Source organism: Salinimicrobium sediminis, assembly GCF_900215295.1.
Taxonomy (GTDB): domain Bacteria; phylum Bacteroidota; class Bacteroidia; order Flavobacteriales; family Flavobacteriaceae; genus Salinimicrobium; species Salinimicrobium sediminis.
In genome coordinates, this window is the sequence record NZ_OCMF01000003.1 from 303,548 (window position 1) to 320,465 (window position 16,918).

Genomic DNA, 16,918 nt, shown 5'->3' on the forward strand with positions numbered 1-16,918 from the left:
TTTTAAAAAGTAAAAAAATGAAAATAATAAAACACTCAATATTGATACTTGGTTTGCTTGTTCTTCAGGGATGTAGCGAGGAGACACTCACGCAAAGACCAGACCATGTGATTTCTGAAAATCTGGTACTCAATTCTGTAGAGAAATTAGACAAATTACTAATTGGGACCTACAATGAAGTTTCCAGGAATACTTATTTGGGGAGGGTCTTGTACAAAAGAGCTGCTGTCAAAGGACCGGACTTCAGGTTTGTGAAGACAACCTTTAATCCGAGGGATTATGAATCCATAGCCTATAAATATGAAGAAAGTGCGAACAACAGTGGTTCCTGTGAGGAGCTGTGGAGACAGTCTTTTAAAGCTATAAACAACCTGAACCTAATTATCAACAACATTGAATCAGCAGAAGGTAATGAAGCTGCAAAGCAGGAAATCTTGGGAGAAGCTCTTGGACTTCGAGGAATGGTATATTTTGATTTAGCCAGGACTTTTGCCTATCCATGGATCAAGGCAGGCGCCTCTTCTCAAGGTCTTCCGCTTAAACTTTCTTCAGAAGAGGTAGTGGTAGACAGGAGTACCCTGGGTCAAACTTATGATCAGATCCTTCTCGATCTTCATTCGGCTCATGACCTACTCGGGGAAAATACCTGGGAACAGGGTAGTACAAAATATATTACAAAAACAGGGATTAAAGCTCTTATGGCTCGAGTTTACCTTTATAAACAAGATTGGGAGAACGCCCTTAAATATGCAAAAGAAGTAATTGCAGCCAGGGGAGAAGAATTCCTTATGGGGGTCGACTCTTACGTTTTTGACGACTTTAATTCGGAATCTCTGTTTGAATTGAGTATTACCAGTCAAAACTCATTGGGTAGTAACGGTCTAGGGGCACAGTTTGATGTTAAAGACGGAGGGCAGGGTGACGTTATTGCTACGGAAACTTTTGTCAATCTATTAGGCGCATATGAAAATGATCCGCGCGCCGCACTTCTTGAGGAAGATAAAGAAGGAACGCAACAGGCTTTTGTAAAATACACCAATAGAAGTGACGGTGGAGGGCTAAGTGCTCACAATATACCTGTACTAAGATTGTCCGAAATGTTCCTTATAGCAGCTGAAGCAGCCGCTCATGGTGCAGGGGGAGGAGAACCTGAAGCACAAGATTTTTTGAACACCTTGATTAAAAACAGGACTACAAATTTTGCAGCTCATCAGACGAACGAAACCGGAGAGGCTCTCAAAGAAAAGATTGCAGAAGAGAGAAGAAGAGAGTTGGCGCTGGAAGGTCACGGAGTATATGATTTCATTCGAAGGGGAAAGGATATAGTACGACCCGTAGATGAGCACATGAATACTGGAGTGGACGCTGCCAATCTAAATATTCAAGCCTCAGATAACCGCACTATATGCCCCATACCTGCCAGTGAAATTGAAGCTTCGGGAATGCAACAGACAGAAGGATACTAAAAAAATTATAACCCGGAAGACCAGGCAAGGCCAAAAATGTTTACCTGGTCTTCCACAATAAAACTACAATGGTAAAAAGACAAACAGCCATGAAAATACGTCAGGCCCATAGATATTTGGGTCTATTTCTGGGACTTCAATTTATAATGTGGACCGTAAGCGGATTATATTTCAGCTGGACCGATATTGATGAAATCCATGGAGACCAATATCGTAATACAAATATGGTGCACGCCAACTTTTCAGGACTACAAAGTCCTTCAGAATTAAATCCTGGCACTGAGATTCATGCAGTGGAATTAAAAGAAATTGCAGGGGAGCCGTATTACTGGATCAACCATGGGATTCTTCAGAATGCAAAAACAGGGGAGATCAAGCAGGAAATTTCCCAGGAAGAAGCTCTCGCAGTAGCCGACAAACACATGATGGAGGGACTCAAAATAGAAAATATCGAAAAAATTACTTCTACAGGTAAGCATCATGAGTACCGTTCTGGACCACTTCCGGCTTATGTTATTTCCTATGACACCCCTGAAAACATCAGAGCGTATGTACATTCGATTACAGGGAGCTTCCAAACTCTTAGACACAGGGATTGGCGCTGGTTTGATTTTCTTTGGATGACACATACTATGGATTACGAAGGCAGAGATGACTTTAATAACTTTGTTTTAAGAGCCTTCTCACTTTTAGGTTTAATAACCGTATTGAGTGGATTTGTATTGTGGTACATATCTTCTCCAACCGTCCGTAAGGTTATAAATCCGAAGAAGAAAAAGAAAAAGAAAACCCACATTTAGGAAAATTAATAATCTCGGATCCCGGACATCGGAATCCTTTACGGCTCTTTAAAGTTGAAACCAGATTAGGTCAAAAAAAAGGCTGTCAAAGGGCAGCCTTTTTTATTCAAGAGGGGAATATTCCCCGGCTTCCCTTGTCAGTAAATGTTCTAAAGTTTGGAAACTTTTTCGGGTAAAATGCTCCGTGGACTTGCCCCGGAGAAACTTAACTTACTGAAAGGGACTGCCTTGTAATTACCTACCCGGATTTCATTTTTTGAGGAGCCGTTTGTAATTTACAAAACAATGTCTCATCATTATATATCAAAAGATTTTCTCGACCTCGGGCAAATCAGGCAAATCATTAAGGAAGAAAAAAAACTTAGGTTAAGCGAAGAATCGAAAAGCTTAATATCAGCATGTAGGGAATACTTGGAAAACACTATAAGAAGTAATCAGGAGCCTATTTATGGAATTAATACCGGCTTCGGGTCATTGTGCAATGTTTCTATCTCTTCAGCCCGGTTGGAAGAATTGCAGGAAAATCTTGTAAGATCCCACGCATGTGGTACTGGTAAGACCGTGAGGAAGCCTATCATTAAACTAATGCTGTTCCTGAAAATACAATCCCTTAGTTACGGCCATTCTGGAATTAGACTAAGTACTGTGGAACGGCTTATAGAAATGTATAACAGGGATGTGCTTCCGGTGATTTTCGAACAAGGTTCTCTTGGAGCCTCAGGAGATCTGGCACCGTTAGCGCATCTTTCCCTACCTTTAATCGGAGAAGGAGAGGTTTTCTACGGGGGAACTAAAAGAAATGCAGCAGAGGTGCTTGACGAATTGGGCTGGGAAAGGCTAAGACTAGGGGTGAAAGAAGGTTTAGCTCTTCTTAATGGCACTCAATTCATGACAGCTCATGGAGTTTATGCTCTGCTGGAATCGCACAGGTTGTGCTTTTTAGCTGACGTAATTGGATCCCTTTCGGTAGATGCATTTTATTGTAATATGGCACCTTTTGACCCATTGGTACATGATATTCGTCCACATGCCGGACAAATAAAAACCGCCACACGAATTAGAAGTCTTTTAAAAGATAGTGAGATCGCCGTTAAGAGGAAAGTTAATGTGCAGGATCCTTATTCCTTTAGATGTATTCCTCAAGTACATGGTGCTACCAGGGATACACTGGCTTTCGTTCAAAAAGTGATCTTTACAGAAGTTAATTCAGTGACTGATAATCCGAACATTTTTATTGAAGAAGATAAAATTATCTCGGGAGGAAATTTTCATGGACAACCCCTGGCCCTTGCTCTAGATTATCTTGCAATTGCTATGTCTGAATTAGGGAATATTTCTGAACGCCGAACTTTCCAGTTGATTTCAGGCGAAAGGGGTCTTCCAGCATTTTTGGTTAAAGATCCAGGTCTTAACAGTGGTTTCATGATTACCCAATATTCCGCAGCTAGCTTAGTCAGCCAAAATAAGCAATACGCTACTCCTGCCAGTGTTGACTCAATTGTTTCTTCTAATGGTCAGGAAGATCACGTAAGTATGGGAGCAAATGCAGCAACAAAACTTTTAAAAGTAACTGCCAATGTCTTAAATATTATGGCAATTGAGCTTTTTAATTCTTCACAGGCCCTTTATTTTAGGCAGCCGGAAAAAACCTCTCCTATATTGGAAAAATTTCTAGATGGATTCCGTTCCCAGGTACCCATCCTGAAAAACGATGAAATAATGTATAAGCATATTGCTTCTGCTCGAAAATACATTTCTAAAGTCCACATCGGACAATTAGAGGAACAAATTAATTACAATCAAAAGTAACCACTCAAGAAATGAATTTTAAATATAAAATTTTGGAGGGTATTCCAGATGTGCTACCTGCGGCGAATTCTTACTATTCCGATGTAAATCATGCACCCAAACGTAAAAAAATTTTAAATCCTGAGGAAAAGAAACTGGCTCTGCGCAATGCCCTGCGGTATTTTGAACCGAAGCATCACGCAGAGTTGCTACCTGAGTTTTGCGAAGAACTGGAAACCTATGGCAGAATCTATATGTACCGCCTGCGGCCCGATTACGAGATGTATGCCAGGCCAATTTCTGAATATCCCGGGAAATGTGAACAGGCGAAAGGTATCATGCTGATGATCCAGAACAACCTGGATCCCAGAGTAGCACAGCATCCGCACGAATTGATCACCTACGGCGGGAACGGAGCGGTTTTCCAAAACTGGGCTCAATACCGGCTGGTAATGAAATACCTGGCCGAAATGACCGAAGAACAAACCCTGGTGATGAACTCCGGACATCCTCTTGGCCTTTTCCCTTCCCATAAAGATGCACCGCGGGTGGTGGTCACCAACGGCATGATGATTCCCAACTATTCAAAACAGGATGACTGGGAGAAATTTAATGCTTTAGGTGTTACCCAGTACGGGCAAATGACTGCGGGAAGCTATATGTATATTGGTCCGCAGGGAATCGTTCACGGCACCACGATCACTGTCCTGAATGCCTTGCGGAAAATTGCACAAAAATCTACATCCCCCCAAGGTACAAGTGTCAAAAAGGGCATTTTGGGAGAGGGTTCCCTGTTCGTGACATCGGGGCTCGGGGGGATGAGCGGCGCACAACCCAAGGCCGGAAATATTGCCGGTTGCATTACAGTTTGTGCCGAAGTGAATCCAAAAGCAGTTGAAACCCGTCACTCCCAGGGATGGGTTGATGAGGTGGTAAAAGACCTTGATGACCTGGTACAAAAAGTGAAAGATGCAAAGACTGCAAAAAAGACGATTTCTTTCGCCTTTTTAGGAAATGTGGTTGATGTGTGGGAGAAGTTCGATGAAGAGAAGGTTCATATAGATTTGGGTAGCGATCAGACTTCCCTGCATAACCCTTGGGCCGGAGGCTACTATCCGGCAGGGTTAGAATTTGAAGAGGCCAATGAGATGATGAGCTCTAACCCGGAAAAATTTAAAGAAAAAGTCAGGGAAAGTCTGTGCAGGCAAACCGAAGCTATTAACCGCCACACCAAAAAAGGTACCTACTTCTTTGATTACGGAAATGCCTTTTTACTGGAAGCTTCCCGTGCCGGGGCAAAGATCTATAAAGACGAAGAGGGAAATTTTGTAAGCGGCACTTCAGCCGGAGAAGACAGGGATTTTGCTTACCCAAGTTATGTACAGGATATCATGGGACCCATGTGCTTTGATTACGGCTTTGGCCCTTTCCGCTGGGTTTGTGCTTCAGGAAAAGAAGAGGACCTGGAGAAGACCGATGCCATTGCACGAGAGGTACTTCAGAAGCTAAAAGAACAGGCACCGGAAGAAATTCAGCAGCAAATGCAGGATAATATCAAATGGATCGAAGGGGCAAGAGCTAATAAACTGGTAGTTGGTTCCCAGGCCCGGATCCTTTATGCCGATGCCGAAGGACGAATAGAAATAGCGAGAGCATTTAATAAAGCTATCAAAAAAGGAGAAATTGGAACAATAATTTTAGGAAGGGATCATCATGATGTTTCGGGGACCGATTCTCCTTACCGGGAGACCTCAAATATCTACGACGGTTCCCGCTATACCGCAGATATGGCCATTCAGAATGTGATTGGCGACAGCTTTAGAGGTGCCACCTGGGTGAGTATACATAATGGCGGCGGAGTTGGATGGGGAGAGGTCATTAACGGAGGGTTTGGTATGGTTCTTCAGGGAGACAGAGAATCTGAAAGACGTCTTAAATCTATGCTGCATTGGGATGTAAACAATGGAATTGCCCGAAGATCCTGGGCCAGAAATGAAGGAGCCTTATTTTCTATTAAACGTGCAATGGAGGCAGAACCTAATTTAAAAATTACTATTGCGAATTTGGTCGATGAGGGTCTTCTTTAGGTATAGTAAAATAAATCTCAGTCCAAAATCATAGAAAACAGGTAAGGGAGAAGAAAGCAAGAGGAGAACACGCAGAGCATGTTCTATGGTTCTTCTCCCCTTTATTTACCAGGTTTTTCAAATTCTCTTAAAAAAATTAATTATTATTTTTACGAAAATTAGTATTGACGTACTATAAAGAGGAGGCTATTTATGGTCCTTTTAGTAAACCTTCGTCCCAGGGCTCTAATAAGTAAAAAGACAGAGAAAAAAGTTCATATTGTTTTCATTTAAAAACCTATTAACTATGTCTCATTTTCAATCAAGCCTTAACCTACCTTTCACTACTTTTTATTTCTATGAAAACTATGTAGTTTCAGAACCGCATGAAGGAATTGTTATTGGAGATTCAGAAATAGATCAAATTCGGGAAATCTGTGCAACTCATTATTCCAATAAAAAGTTTGTGTACATTTCGCACAGGATAAATAACTTCAGTGTGAATCCCATGGTGTACAAAAAATTGGGAGAAATGAAAAACATGGTTGGTTTCGGAGTTGTAAGTCAAAAAGTTTCCTCTTTAAATATGGCGGCATTCGAAAAAAATTTCTCTAAAGCTCCCTTCGAAATGTTTCTTGACCTGGAAAAGGCAAAGGGGTGGATCCAGAAAATCTTGACAAGTTAGAACGGAGTATTCTAAAAGAGATTTGGAGTTAATGATTTGATGGAGATTGGGACTTGAAGGATTTCTTGGTTGCCTCACAACGTAGTATTAGTTCGGTAGATATGGGGCTTGCAGCACTCCGCTGCGCTGCGTTCGCTTCTAATTCCGGAGTGATTAACTTATTTCGTTCATAGTAAGAAAGCAATCCTTAGGGCTTTCATTTGGAGTGGATGGTGTTTTCCCTCCTGATTATGCGAATTGTTTATTGGTTTAAACTATTGGTTTGGATCTATTTCTTATTTTCGCTCTTTTCCCAAATTAATACCTACTATGACGAGCCCTACTCTCGAATATCAGCCTGATCTGGAAGCGTTTTTTCGTTTGTCTCAGGATAATCTCTGTATTGCCGGATACGATGGCTACTTTAGAAAAGTAAACCCTGCCTTTCTAAAGCTTATGGGGTATAGTGAGGAAGAATTGTTTGCTGTTCCCATAAGTTCTTTCGTACACCCGGAGGATAAAAATTTAACTGCCAAGACGAGATCTGTAATTCTGGATGATAAACCCCTGCTGAATTTTGAGAACCGATACATCACTAAAGCTGGTGAAATAGTATGGCTTTCCTGGACTTCCATACCAGATCATGCTAAAGAACTTATCTATGCTGTTTCTAAAAATGTTACGCATAAGAAAAAACTGGAAGAGGATAGACAGCTGCTGATAAAGGATCTTACAGCCATAAATACTGGACTTAAACAGCTCTCTTATGCCATTTCTCATGATTTAAGATCCCCGGTAAGCAATATGATGTCGATCTTTAGTTTACTTGATCTTTCACAAATACAGGACGAAGAAAGCTTACTATATCTTGATTTACTCGAGAAATCAGTAAATGAGTTAAAGAATACCTTGGACGATCAGATGAAACTTTTAAAAGAGACCCTTTTACTTAGATCTTCCAAAGAACCTATTCCTCTTATAGAGGTGTATCAGGCCACCACAGATTCCATTCGTAGCTTAATCAATAGTTCGGGTACTACAATTGTTATTGATTTTTCTGAAGTGGAATTGCTATTTGGAAATAGCTTTTATCTGCATAGTATCTTTTTGAATCTCATCACCAATTCCATTAAATATGCAAAACCGGGAGTTCCTCCCGTGGTTAGCATTACTTCCAAAAAAGCCGGAGATAATACCTCACTTCTTTTTACGGATAACGGAATAGGTTTTGACCTGGCAAAGAACGGAAGTAAAATATTCAGCCTGAATCACGTCTTTACCGATCATAGTAATAGTCATGGCATTGGCCTTTACCTGATCAAAACTTATATGAACAGTGTGGGTGGCACTGTTGAGGTATCTAGTCAGATAAATGAAGGATCTACCTTTTGCCTGACCTTTAAAGATCAGGATCTAAACTTGTAGGTTTTTCCGCTCATTTTTATAAGCCGCGGTTAAGATTTTACTCTTTTATCTGCTCCTTAGAGATAATTTCTTTTTCTTTAGCTGCCAGTTTTACCCTCAATTCTTTCATATCATCACTAATTTTGCGGTCAACAATTTTAGCATAATGCTGAGTAGTTCTAAGGTCTTTGTGGCCTAACATTTTACTTACTGATTCAATGGGAACACCATTGGTCAATGTAATAGTTGTAGCAAAAGTATGTCGGGCCAGGTGAGTGGTGAGAGGTTTTCTGATACCGCACATCATCGCTATTTCTTTTAAAAACGCATTGGATTTTTGGTTGCTGAGAACGGGCAGGATACAATCCCCTTTTCGCACTTCCGGATGATCTTGATAACGCTCGATGATTTCTTCGGCAACTGGTAATAATGGAATGCTGCTAAGAGACTTTGTTTTCGTTCTTTTAATGCGAATCCATTTCCCGCCGTCTATACCCTTGGTGATATCGGCGCTACTTAATTTTTTTACATCCGAATAGGCAAGGCCTGTATAACAACTGAAAACAAACATGTCTCGCACCAGCTTTAGACGGTCCATGTGAAGATCTTTATTGATCAGCATTTGTACTTCTTCTTCATTTAGAAATTCCCTTTCCACCGGTTCAAACTGAACTTTATAATTATAGAATGGATCTCTGTCCATCCATTGATTAGCTAAGGCAATACGAATGATCTTTTTAAAGTTGTTGACATACTTCAAGGCTGAATTATGATTGCACTCCCGTTTAGTCTTGAGAAAATATTCAAACTTGGCAATAAAATGGTGGTTGATTTCATTCATAGGATAATCGTGGGTCTTATATTCTTCATGGATGAATTGCTCCACATGATTAAAACAGGTCCAGTATCTCTTAGCAGTGCTCTTAGAAATACTCCTATCTGAAAGCCGGTCCATTTGCTCATTATGCTCCTTAAACACCTTTAGGGTCATTTTTGGTCTCGGCTTATTTTCACCTTTAAATTCTTCAAGAATACTTTTTAGAGTTATTTCAAAATCTTTTTCGACGAGGCCCTGGTGTATTTTCCTAATTTTATTCCTGAGAACATTAATATAATCATTCAGTTCAGTCGCTTCCGGGCTTTTTCCTAAAGCTTTTTCAGATTTTGGACTCCATTTCCCGAAGTCAATTTTTCGGCTAATACTAATGTCAGATCGCTTGTTATTAACCGTTATCCGCATATAAACATCACCGTCTGTGGTCTTTTTACTTCTACTTTTTCTAACGAAGAATGTGAGCTGGTACTGAGTGTGCATTTTTTTGGTCTTTAAATTCGGTTTTAAAGTACTAAAAAAGCACATGCGATTTTAAATTTTAATAGTTTGTAAAGAATTGGTTTACAGGGGTTTTAGCTCCTTCCAGTGTGCAATTTTTGAAGAAAAAATTGGTCGCCGGATTGCACACTGGGAATGTGCAATTATTTGATATGAAATGACATTGTTAAAAATGAAAAACCCCGTAAACACTAGGATTACGGGGTTTTTGAATTTGAAACTCGTCCAAAAAGTGGAGTCGGAGGGGTTCGAACCCTCGTCCAAACAAGCAATTCAGAAGCTTTCTACACGTTTAGTTTTCGCTTGTTTTTCGATGCACAGCCGGCCGAAAACCACCAACTGTACACTTATCCTCAATTAAGTTTCGAAACCGCATCAAGGCCCTGCAGTCTCTATATTTACTTTGTCGGTGCCTCTGGTGTGAGTGCCGTAAATCAAGGCCCTCACGAGACATCTTGGCTCCCTACCTTGTAGGGACTAGAGCAATCCTACTATGATTCGGATTATGCTGCCAAGGCGTAGTTATTCTCGCCGTTTAAAAAGTGTGAAAAATGAGATTTACGAGCTATTTCCCAGCGCTCGACGTGCTTACAACTCAATTAGACTCGCTGTCAAAACCAAGTCGACCCCAATATGTAAAGAACTTCTGCAATAATATTGCATTTTCCATGCCATTTTTCCAATATTGACAGAAGGACAAAGTTAAGAAATAATTTGAAGTTAGAGGTACGAAGTTAGAAGTACGGGTTGGGATAACTCGCAACTCGCAACTAGCAACTCGCAACTCGCAACTAGCAACTAGCAACTCGCAACCCGACACCCGCAACTGCCAAATTACAGTTCGGTAAAGTCTTGGCTCCTGATTCTTGTTTCTTTTTAATCGCCCCTTATAATTGCTATCTTTGAAACTATCCAAACAAATAAAAGTATTTTTAATGATAAAATTCGGACTTATAAAGGAGCGAAAGACCCCGCCCGATCGCCGGGTGGTTTTTTCACCACTAAAGCTTGCAGCTGCGCGTGATGCCTTCCCCGAAGCCTCTTTTTTAGTAGAAAGTTCAGAGCTTCGCATCTTTCCCGATGAAGCATACCGCCAACAGGGATTTGAGGTTACAGAAGATATGACCTCCTGTGATGTGTTGTTGGGGGTGAAAGAAGTGCCCCTGCCTCATCTCATTCCTAATAAAAAATACTTTTTCTTCTCCCATACCATAAAGAAGCAACCCTATAACCGGGATCTTTTGAGGGAGATCCTTAAAAATAATATTGAACTCTATGATCATGAAGTGATCATCAATAAGAGAGGCGGGCGATTAATAGGCTTTGGAAGATATGCCGGCCTTGTGGGGGCCTATAATGGTTTCCGCGGAATAGGTCTCAAAAATGGCATTTTTGAACTCCCTAAAGCAGAAGTTCTTCCAGATCTTAATGCCATGTTGGCAGAGCTCGATAAAATTTCTGTTCCGCCGTTAAAGATCGTTCTTTCCGGAAACGGAAAGGTGGCGCATGGCGCGTGCGAGATCCTGGACCACCTTAAAATTGACAAAGTAGACGTTGATGATTTTCTTAATAAAGACTTTGAAGGTCCTGTTTACTGCCAGATTGATGTGCTTGATTACAACAAACGCATTGAGGGAGGAAAGGGCACCAATAAAGAGTTTTACAAGCATCCTGAAAAATATAAGTCTGATTTTCTTCGGTTCGCACAAGCCGCCGATTTTTTTATAGCCGGTCATTTCTACGGCGAGGGAGCCCCGGTATTTTTCACTGCTGAAGATGCCAGGAGACATGATTTCAGGATAAAATATGTAGCTGATATTTCCTGTGATATCAATGGTCCTATTGCCAGTACCATACGACCTTCTACCATTGCAGAACCATTTTATGGCTATGATGCCGACGGTGAACGGGAGGTAGATTTTCGGGAGGATAAGGCCATTCTTGTTATGGCTGTAGATAATCTTCCCTGCGAATTGCCAAAAGATGCCAGTGAAGGCTTTGGAGAAATGTTTCTGAAGCATGTAATCCCTGCATTCTTTAATGGGGATAAGGACGGTATTTTAGAAAGAGCCAGGATGACCCAAAATGGGAAACTTACACCCCGTTTTGAATACCTCACAGATTATGTAAAAGGCGAAGAAATAGGCATATGAACAAACCGGTACTTAATCTTTTGATCCTGCTTTTTGCTGCCTTTCCCGTGGAGGCGCAGCTCAAAGTGATGAGCTACAATATCAAGTATGCCAACGAAAATGATGGAGAGAACAGCTGGTCACAAAGGAAGGATCATCTGGCATCTCAAATTCAGTTTTACGAACCTCACATTTTTGGAGTACAGGAGGCATTGCATAGTCAACTGGAATTTTTAAGTGGCGAATTGTCGGGTTATGATTACTTCGGAAAGGGTCGTGATGATGGAGCTGAAAAAGGGGAATTCAGTGCTATTTTTTACAAGACTCAAAAGTTTGAACTTCTGGAACAGGGAACCTTCTGGCTCTCACCAACGCCCGAAACTCCCGGAAAAGGTTGGGATGCAGATTATCCAAGGGTTTGCACCTACGGAAAGTTCAGGGAAAAGAAAACCGGCAAAGAATTCTGGGTTTTTAATACTCATTTTGACCATGTGGGAGTTATAGCAAGAGCAGAAAGTGCGCAATTGATCCACAGCAAAATCCGTGAACTCAACAAGGAAGAAAAACCAGTGATCCTCATGGGGGATCTCAACCTGGAACCGGACACAAAAGAGATCAACTTCCTCTCCGGACAATACAACGATTCAAAAAAGGCAGCTGAAAAGGTTTTTGGTCCCGAAGGTACATTTAACGGGTACGATTTTCTTTCCCCCGTCACCCGGCGAATTGATTACATTTTTACTACCCATGGGATAAGGGTGAAAAAATATGCGGTACTAAGTGATTCTAAAGATCTGCGGTATCCTTCAGATCATCTTCCGGTTTTCGTAAAGCTGAAACTTCCTTAAAAGGACTTTTTTGAAAGCAAAAAGCCACGAAAATCGTGGCTTTTTTATCCTTTTTGCTGAAGGATCTAGGTTGGATTTATAGGATCATTCGGGCCGGATCCTGCAGGTCCGTTGTTATCCGGATCCCGTGATGGATTATCTCTTCTGGAATTAGATCCCTGGTTATCCCCCGGTTTGGGTGGATTTGGTTTTGCAGGATTGCTTCCGGTAATGCCTCCCGGATTGTCACCCGAAATTCCTCCGGGTTTTGGAGTACTGGCATTTCCGGCTCCTGTTCCTTTAGGAAGGAAAGCGCTGCCGGTATTCCTTACATCAGGATTGTCTTTGTTGGGATCTCTGGCTTCCGAAGCTTCTTTTCTGAACTTCTGAATGATATCTTTAAAATGCTCTCCTGCAGCCTCACGGCCTCCTAATCCATAACTTAAAGCAACGGCAACTGCAATCGCTCCCAGGATCAATCCGAAGGCAAGCTCCACGATCTCATTGGCAATACCCATGGTACGAAGTGCAATGGCTATGAACAGCGCTAAAGAAGCCCATCTTACAACTCCCGCAATAAAATTGTTTTTGCTGGAGCGGGTCATGGTATTGTAGATCAACAGAGAAATGTAATTACCAATAGCAAGGATGATAAGCCCGAATAGGATTTGTCCGGTGATCTCCAGGATCTGGTGTAGAATTTCGGTCAATCTTGACAAGCCCAGTATTTCTACCGCGGTAATAATTCCGAAGAAGACAAGGAAGAAATAGATAAGATTTGCCACGAGTTTGGACAGGGATTGCCCTGCGCCTATCATATTATGGATCTGTATCTTTTCTGCAGTGCGGTCAAGCCCCATGCTTTTGAAAAGGTCTTCCAGGAAATTCGCAAGGTACTTTCCACCCCAAACAAACACAATAAGAATTAGAGCTGCGATCACGATCTCTCCTATGAGTTCTGTGAATCCATAAAGGATATCATTGGCAGGTTCTGATATTGCATCCAGCTGTAAGGTGTTGAAGGCCTGGATTAGGAAGGGGACAAAAATGACAATAAAAACGATCTTGCGAATTATGTTCACCAGTTTATCGGTGTCCTTAAAGCCGGTCTTGTCAACCCATCTGTCAACTATGTCGCCCCCTATGTAGATCAAATTGGAAACAAATTTTGCGAGGATGTATCCAATAAAAGCAATTAGCACCGCACCTATAAGATTAGGAATGAACATTAGGAATTCGTTGACCATATTTTCCAATGGGGTAAGAACTTCACTAATGCCAAGGATCTCAAGAACGATCAATAGCACAATGATCATGATGAGGTAATAGAAAATATTGGCTACAAAAACGTTGGTGTCTTTATTGTTTCCTCTTCCAAAAACCCTTTCATCCCAGGAAGTTTTTCTAAGTAATTTTACTATAACGGCTTTAATGCCTTTCGCGATCAACCAACCTACCAGGAGTACCAGCAAAGCTGCAAGAAGATCGGGCAAGAAATTGGCGATACGATCGCCAATGTGTTCCAATTGTGTTTCCATAATTTATTCTTTTTTTAAGATAGTTAGTCTTTGAAGTTAAATTAAAAAGCACTTATGCCACAGTTACTTAACAAGAGTTTAAAAAAAATTTTGGGGTTGTTGTTAATATTTTTTTAATCAGAATTTGAAGATTTGTGACAGACGAAATTAGGTGTAGCAAGGGCTGAAAGGAATTGCCGATTTTCAGAAAAAATCTGAAATTTTTTTTCAACAGTGTTTAGTTAATAAGAAAGCAATGAGCCCTCTTTTATAACTGCGGAATTAAAATAACTTTACTCCTCTTTCAAGTTAAAACAAAAACAAAACGCCATGGTTGAAGAATTATTTAGCACCCAGACTTATACCTATGATGAGGTACTGCAAGCATGTTTAAAATATTTTAAAAATGACGAGCTCGCAGCCACTACCTGGATAAATAAGTATGCAGTAAAAGACAAAAAAGGAGCATTTTTAGAATTAACGCCCGATGATATGCACCGTCGAATGGCGAAGGAATTTGCCAGAATGGAGGCAAAGTATGCAGATCGTGAGGCCGGAAAAGAAAATCTTTCTGCTTACGGTAAATCAAGGGAGTTCCTTAGTGAAGAAAGAATTTTTCAGCTTTTTAAAGACTTTAAATACAGTATTCCTCAGGGTAGTGTCATGGCGGCCCTTGGGAATGATCAAATGATCGCATCTTTGTCTAACTGTGTAGTGGTTCCCCCGGTCTATGATTCTTACGGCGGAATCCTTCACACAGATCAGCAACTTGTGCAATTGTTCAAAAGACGTTGTGGGGTAGGAGTGGACCTTTCCGGTCTTCGTCCTAAGAATGCACAGGTTTCAAATTCCGCAGGGACTACTACGGGAGCAGTTTCCTTTATGGAGCGTTTTTCAAATACTACTCGTGAAGTAGCTCAAAATGGTCGTCGTGGAGCCTTGATGCTTACTATTGATGTCTCTCACCCCGATGTTGAAGATTTTATTACTATAAAGCAGGATCTTAAAAAAGTAACTGGGGCGAATATTTCCCTTAGGCTTACAGATGAATTCATGCAGGCTGTTACCGCGGATACCGATTTTACCTTACGTTGGCCTATCGACAGTCCTAATCCTAAATACACTAAAAAAGTACGTGCCAAAGAATTATGGAATACCATTATTCAATGCGCTCATAATACTGCTGAGCCCGGATTGATCTTTTGGGACAAGCAGCATACTTATTCAACTTCATCCTTCTATCCCGGCTTTAAAAATAGTTCAACAAATCCATGTTCAGAAATTGCGATGCAGGGAGGAGATTCCTGTCGCTTGATCGCAGTGAACCTTTACAATTTTGTAGATAACCCGTTTACAGACAATGCTTCTTTCAACCATGAGAAGTTTTATAAGGTGATCTATGAGACTCAGAGATTGATGGATGATCTTGTAGATCTTGAGCTGGAAGCAGTAGAAAAGATTCTTGCAAAGATAAGTCAGGATGAAGAGCCGGATTTCATAAAGAAGAACGAGATCGATACCTGGAAATTACTTGCCGAAAATGGTAAAAACGGAAGGCGTACCGGCCTTGGCTTCACCGCTCTTGCCGATGCTGTCGCTGCTCTTGGAGTGAAATTCGATACAGATGAAGCTTTGGAGGTAGTTGACAAGATCATGCAGACCAAGTTGAAAGGGGAATTTGATAGTAGTATTGACATGGCGATCACCCGCGAGCCTTTCAAGGTTTTCGATCCCACTATTGAAGAGCAGTCAGATTTTGTTCAAATGATGAAGAGAGAATTTCCGGAGCTTTACAACCGCATGATGCAACACGGTAGGAGAAACATTTCTATTAGTACTGTTGCTCCAACAGGAAGTTTGAGTATGTTGGCGCAAACCTCTTCAGGAATTGAGCCGGTATTCATGCTTTCCTATAAGCGTAGAAGAAAAGTTAATGCTTCAGGATCTAACGCCAAAGTAGCTTTTGTTGATGACACAGGAGATGCTTTTGAAGAGTTCACTGTTTACCACCCAAAGGTGAAGACCTGGATGGATGCATCGGGCAAAGAAGCCATTGAGGAAAGTCCTTATGCAGGTGCAACAGCTTCTGAAATTAACTGGCAAAAGCGTGTAGAGATGCAGGCGCTGGTTCAAAAATATACCACACATTCCATTAGCTCTACGATCAACCTTGCCAGTGATGTGACTACAGAGAAGGTGAGTGACATTTATATTGAATCCTGGAAACAGGGCTTAAAAGGTATAACCGTATACCGCGATGGTTCCCGAAGCGGAATCCTTGTTTCTTCAGATGATAAGGGCAAAAAAGAAGGGAATAAGGAAAATGTTTTTGCTGAAACTTATGCGCCAAAACGTCCAAAGAAACTGGAATCCAAGATCATTCGTTTTAATAACGAAAATGAAAAATGGCTTGCTGTTGTGGGAATTTTGAATGATCGTCCTTACGAGATCTTCACCGGAAAAATGGAGGATGTATTCAACCTTCCAACCTGGGTAGAAAAAGGATATGTTATCAAGAATCGCGATGAAGATGGCAAATCAAGATATGATTTCCAGTTCTGCGACAAGCACGGTTACAAAGTAACTATTGAAGGTCTTTCAAGATCTTTCAACGAGGAATACTGGAATTATGCAAAGCTGATCTCAGGAGTCCTTCGTCACGGAATGCCAATTCCGTACGTAGTTGACCTGATCAACAACCTGAACCTGCTTGATGAGAGCATCAACACCTGGAAAGCAGGTGTGGTTCGTGCCCTCAAGCAATTCGTTCCAGACGGTACCCCGGCAGCCGATAAAGAATGCGGCGAATGTGGAGATCCTGAAGGAATCATTTTCTCTGAAGGCTGCCTGGTTTGTAAGAGCTGTGGTTACTCTAAATGCGGTTAAAAATTTAATTTTGTCCCCCGGTAAATAAAAAGCCC

11 protein-coding genes and 1 other RNA gene are annotated in these 16,918 nt (G+C 41.2%); 9 read left to right on the forward strand and 3 right to left on the reverse strand.

Annotated features, from left to right (window positions below; genetic code table 11):
• The first annotated feature begins 17 nt into the window (after nucleotides 1-17).
• The 6 genes from CRO16_RS12415 (at nucleotide 18) to CRO16_RS12440 (ending at nucleotide 8,209) form a co-directional block, all read left to right on the forward strand.
• Entirely contained in the window at nucleotides 18-1,466 is a 1,449-nt protein-coding gene (locus CRO16_RS12415) for a RagB/SusD family nutrient uptake outer membrane protein (RefSeq protein WP_097056707.1), read from the forward strand.
• Nucleotides 1,467-1,534: 68 nt separating this feature from the next.
• Nucleotides 1,535-2,266, forward strand: coding sequence for a PepSY domain-containing protein (locus CRO16_RS12420; protein ID WP_097056708.1), 732 nt, complete (start codon nucleotides 1,535-1,537; stop codon nucleotides 2,264-2,266).
• A gap of 285 nt (nucleotides 2,267-2,551) precedes the next feature.
• Nucleotides 2,552-4,075 (forward strand): histidine ammonia-lyase, encoded by a 1,524-nt coding sequence (gene hutH, locus CRO16_RS12425; RefSeq protein ID WP_097056709.1) that lies wholly within the window; start codon nucleotides 2,552-2,554, stop codon nucleotides 4,073-4,075.
• A gap of 11 nt (nucleotides 4,076-4,086) precedes the next feature.
• Nucleotides 4,087-6,141 carry a urocanate hydratase gene (locus tag CRO16_RS12430; RefSeq protein ID WP_097056710.1) on the forward strand — a complete coding sequence of 685 codons (2,055 nt, stop codon included), beginning with the start codon at nucleotides 4,087-4,089 and terminating at the stop codon, nucleotides 6,139-6,141.
• Between the two features lie 286 nt (nucleotides 6,142-6,427).
• Nucleotides 6,428-6,805, forward strand: coding sequence for a hypothetical protein (locus CRO16_RS12435; RefSeq protein WP_097056711.1), 378 nt, complete (start codon nucleotides 6,428-6,430; stop codon nucleotides 6,803-6,805).
• 309 nt (nucleotides 6,806-7,114) lie between these two features.
• A complete protein-coding gene (locus CRO16_RS12440) occupies nucleotides 7,115-8,209 on the forward strand; it encodes a PAS domain-containing sensor histidine kinase (RefSeq protein ID WP_097056712.1) in 1,095 nt (364 codons plus the stop codon).
• A gap of 37 nt (nucleotides 8,210-8,246) precedes the next feature.
• On the opposite strand, the gene CRO16_RS12445 is transcribed toward CRO16_RS12440, so the two are convergent.
• The gene (locus CRO16_RS12445; RefSeq protein WP_097056813.1) at nucleotides 8,247-9,503 is read right to left on the reverse strand and encodes a site-specific integrase; all 1,257 of its coding nucleotides are present in this window, start codon (nucleotides 9,501-9,503) and stop codon (nucleotides 8,247-8,249) included.
• A gap of 248 nt (nucleotides 9,504-9,751) precedes the next feature.
• Nucleotides 9,752-10,151, reverse strand: a transfer-messenger RNA (tmRNA) gene (gene ssrA / locus CRO16_RS12450).
• A 305-nt stretch (nucleotides 10,152-10,456) separates the two neighbouring features.
• On the opposite strand from ssrA, the gene CRO16_RS12455 reads away from it, so the two are divergent.
• Both CRO16_RS12455 and CRO16_RS12460 read left to right on the forward strand, forming a co-directional pair.
• On the forward strand, nucleotides 10,457-11,674 hold the full coding sequence (locus tag CRO16_RS12455) for an NAD(P)-dependent oxidoreductase (protein WP_179670539.1): 1,218 nt from the start codon (nucleotides 10,457-10,459) through the stop codon (nucleotides 11,672-11,674).
• Nucleotides 11,671-12,501, forward strand: coding sequence for an endonuclease/exonuclease/phosphatase family protein (locus tag CRO16_RS12460; RefSeq protein WP_097056713.1), 831 nt, complete (start codon nucleotides 11,671-11,673; stop codon nucleotides 12,499-12,501). The genes CRO16_RS12455 and CRO16_RS12460 overlap by 4 nt, the downstream gene beginning before the upstream one ends.
• 65 nt (nucleotides 12,502-12,566) lie before the next feature.
• Here the strand turns inward: CRO16_RS12460 and CRO16_RS12465 are convergent, their stop codons facing one another.
• Nucleotides 12,567-14,018: a mechanosensitive ion channel gene (locus CRO16_RS12465; protein WP_097056714.1), complete on the reverse strand. Its 1,452-nt coding sequence runs from the start codon at nucleotides 14,016-14,018 to the stop codon at nucleotides 12,567-12,569.
• Between the two features lie 309 nt (nucleotides 14,019-14,327).
• Here CRO16_RS12465 and CRO16_RS12470 point away from each other — a divergent pair, with 309 nt between their 5' ends.
• Nucleotides 14,328-16,883, forward strand: coding sequence for an adenosylcobalamin-dependent ribonucleoside-diphosphate reductase (locus tag CRO16_RS12470; RefSeq protein ID WP_097056715.1), 2,556 nt, complete (start codon nucleotides 14,328-14,330; stop codon nucleotides 16,881-16,883).
• The last annotated feature ends 35 nt before the right edge of the window (nucleotides 16,884-16,918 follow it).

Bases quoted from the DNA above. Each gene is read 5' to 3' on its own strand.
- CRO16_RS12415 (WP_097056707.1), top strand. From the start codon at position 18: ATGAAAATAATAAAACACTCAATATTGATACTTGGTTTGCTTGTTCTT.
- CRO16_RS12420 (WP_097056708.1), top strand. From the start codon at position 1,535: ATGGTAAAAAGACAAACAGCCATGAAAATACGTCAGGCCCATAGATAT.
- hutH (WP_097056709.1), top strand. From the start codon at position 2,552: ATGTCTCATCATTATATATCAAAAGATTTTCTCGACCTCGGGCAAATC.
- CRO16_RS12430 (WP_097056710.1), top strand. From the start codon at position 4,087: ATGAATTTTAAATATAAAATTTTGGAGGGTATTCCAGATGTGCTACCT.
- CRO16_RS12435 (WP_097056711.1), top strand. From the start codon at position 6,428: ATGTCTCATTTTCAATCAAGCCTTAACCTACCTTTCACTACTTTTTAT.
- CRO16_RS12440 (WP_097056712.1), top strand. From the start codon at position 7,115: ATGACGAGCCCTACTCTCGAATATCAGCCTGATCTGGAAGCGTTTTTT.
- CRO16_RS12445 (WP_097056813.1), bottom strand. From the start codon at position 9,503: ATGCACACTCAGTACCAGCTCACATTCTTCGTTAGAAAAAGTAGAAGT.
- CRO16_RS12455 (WP_179670539.1), top strand. From the start codon at position 10,457: ATGATAAAATTCGGACTTATAAAGGAGCGAAAGACCCCGCCCGATCGC.
- CRO16_RS12460 (WP_097056713.1), top strand. From the start codon at position 11,671: ATGAACAAACCGGTACTTAATCTTTTGATCCTGCTTTTTGCTGCCTTT.
- CRO16_RS12465 (WP_097056714.1), bottom strand. From the start codon at position 14,018: ATGGAAACACAATTGGAACACATTGGCGATCGTATCGCCAATTTCTTG.
- CRO16_RS12470 (WP_097056715.1), top strand. From the start codon at position 14,328: ATGGTTGAAGAATTATTTAGCACCCAGACTTATACCTATGATGAGGTA.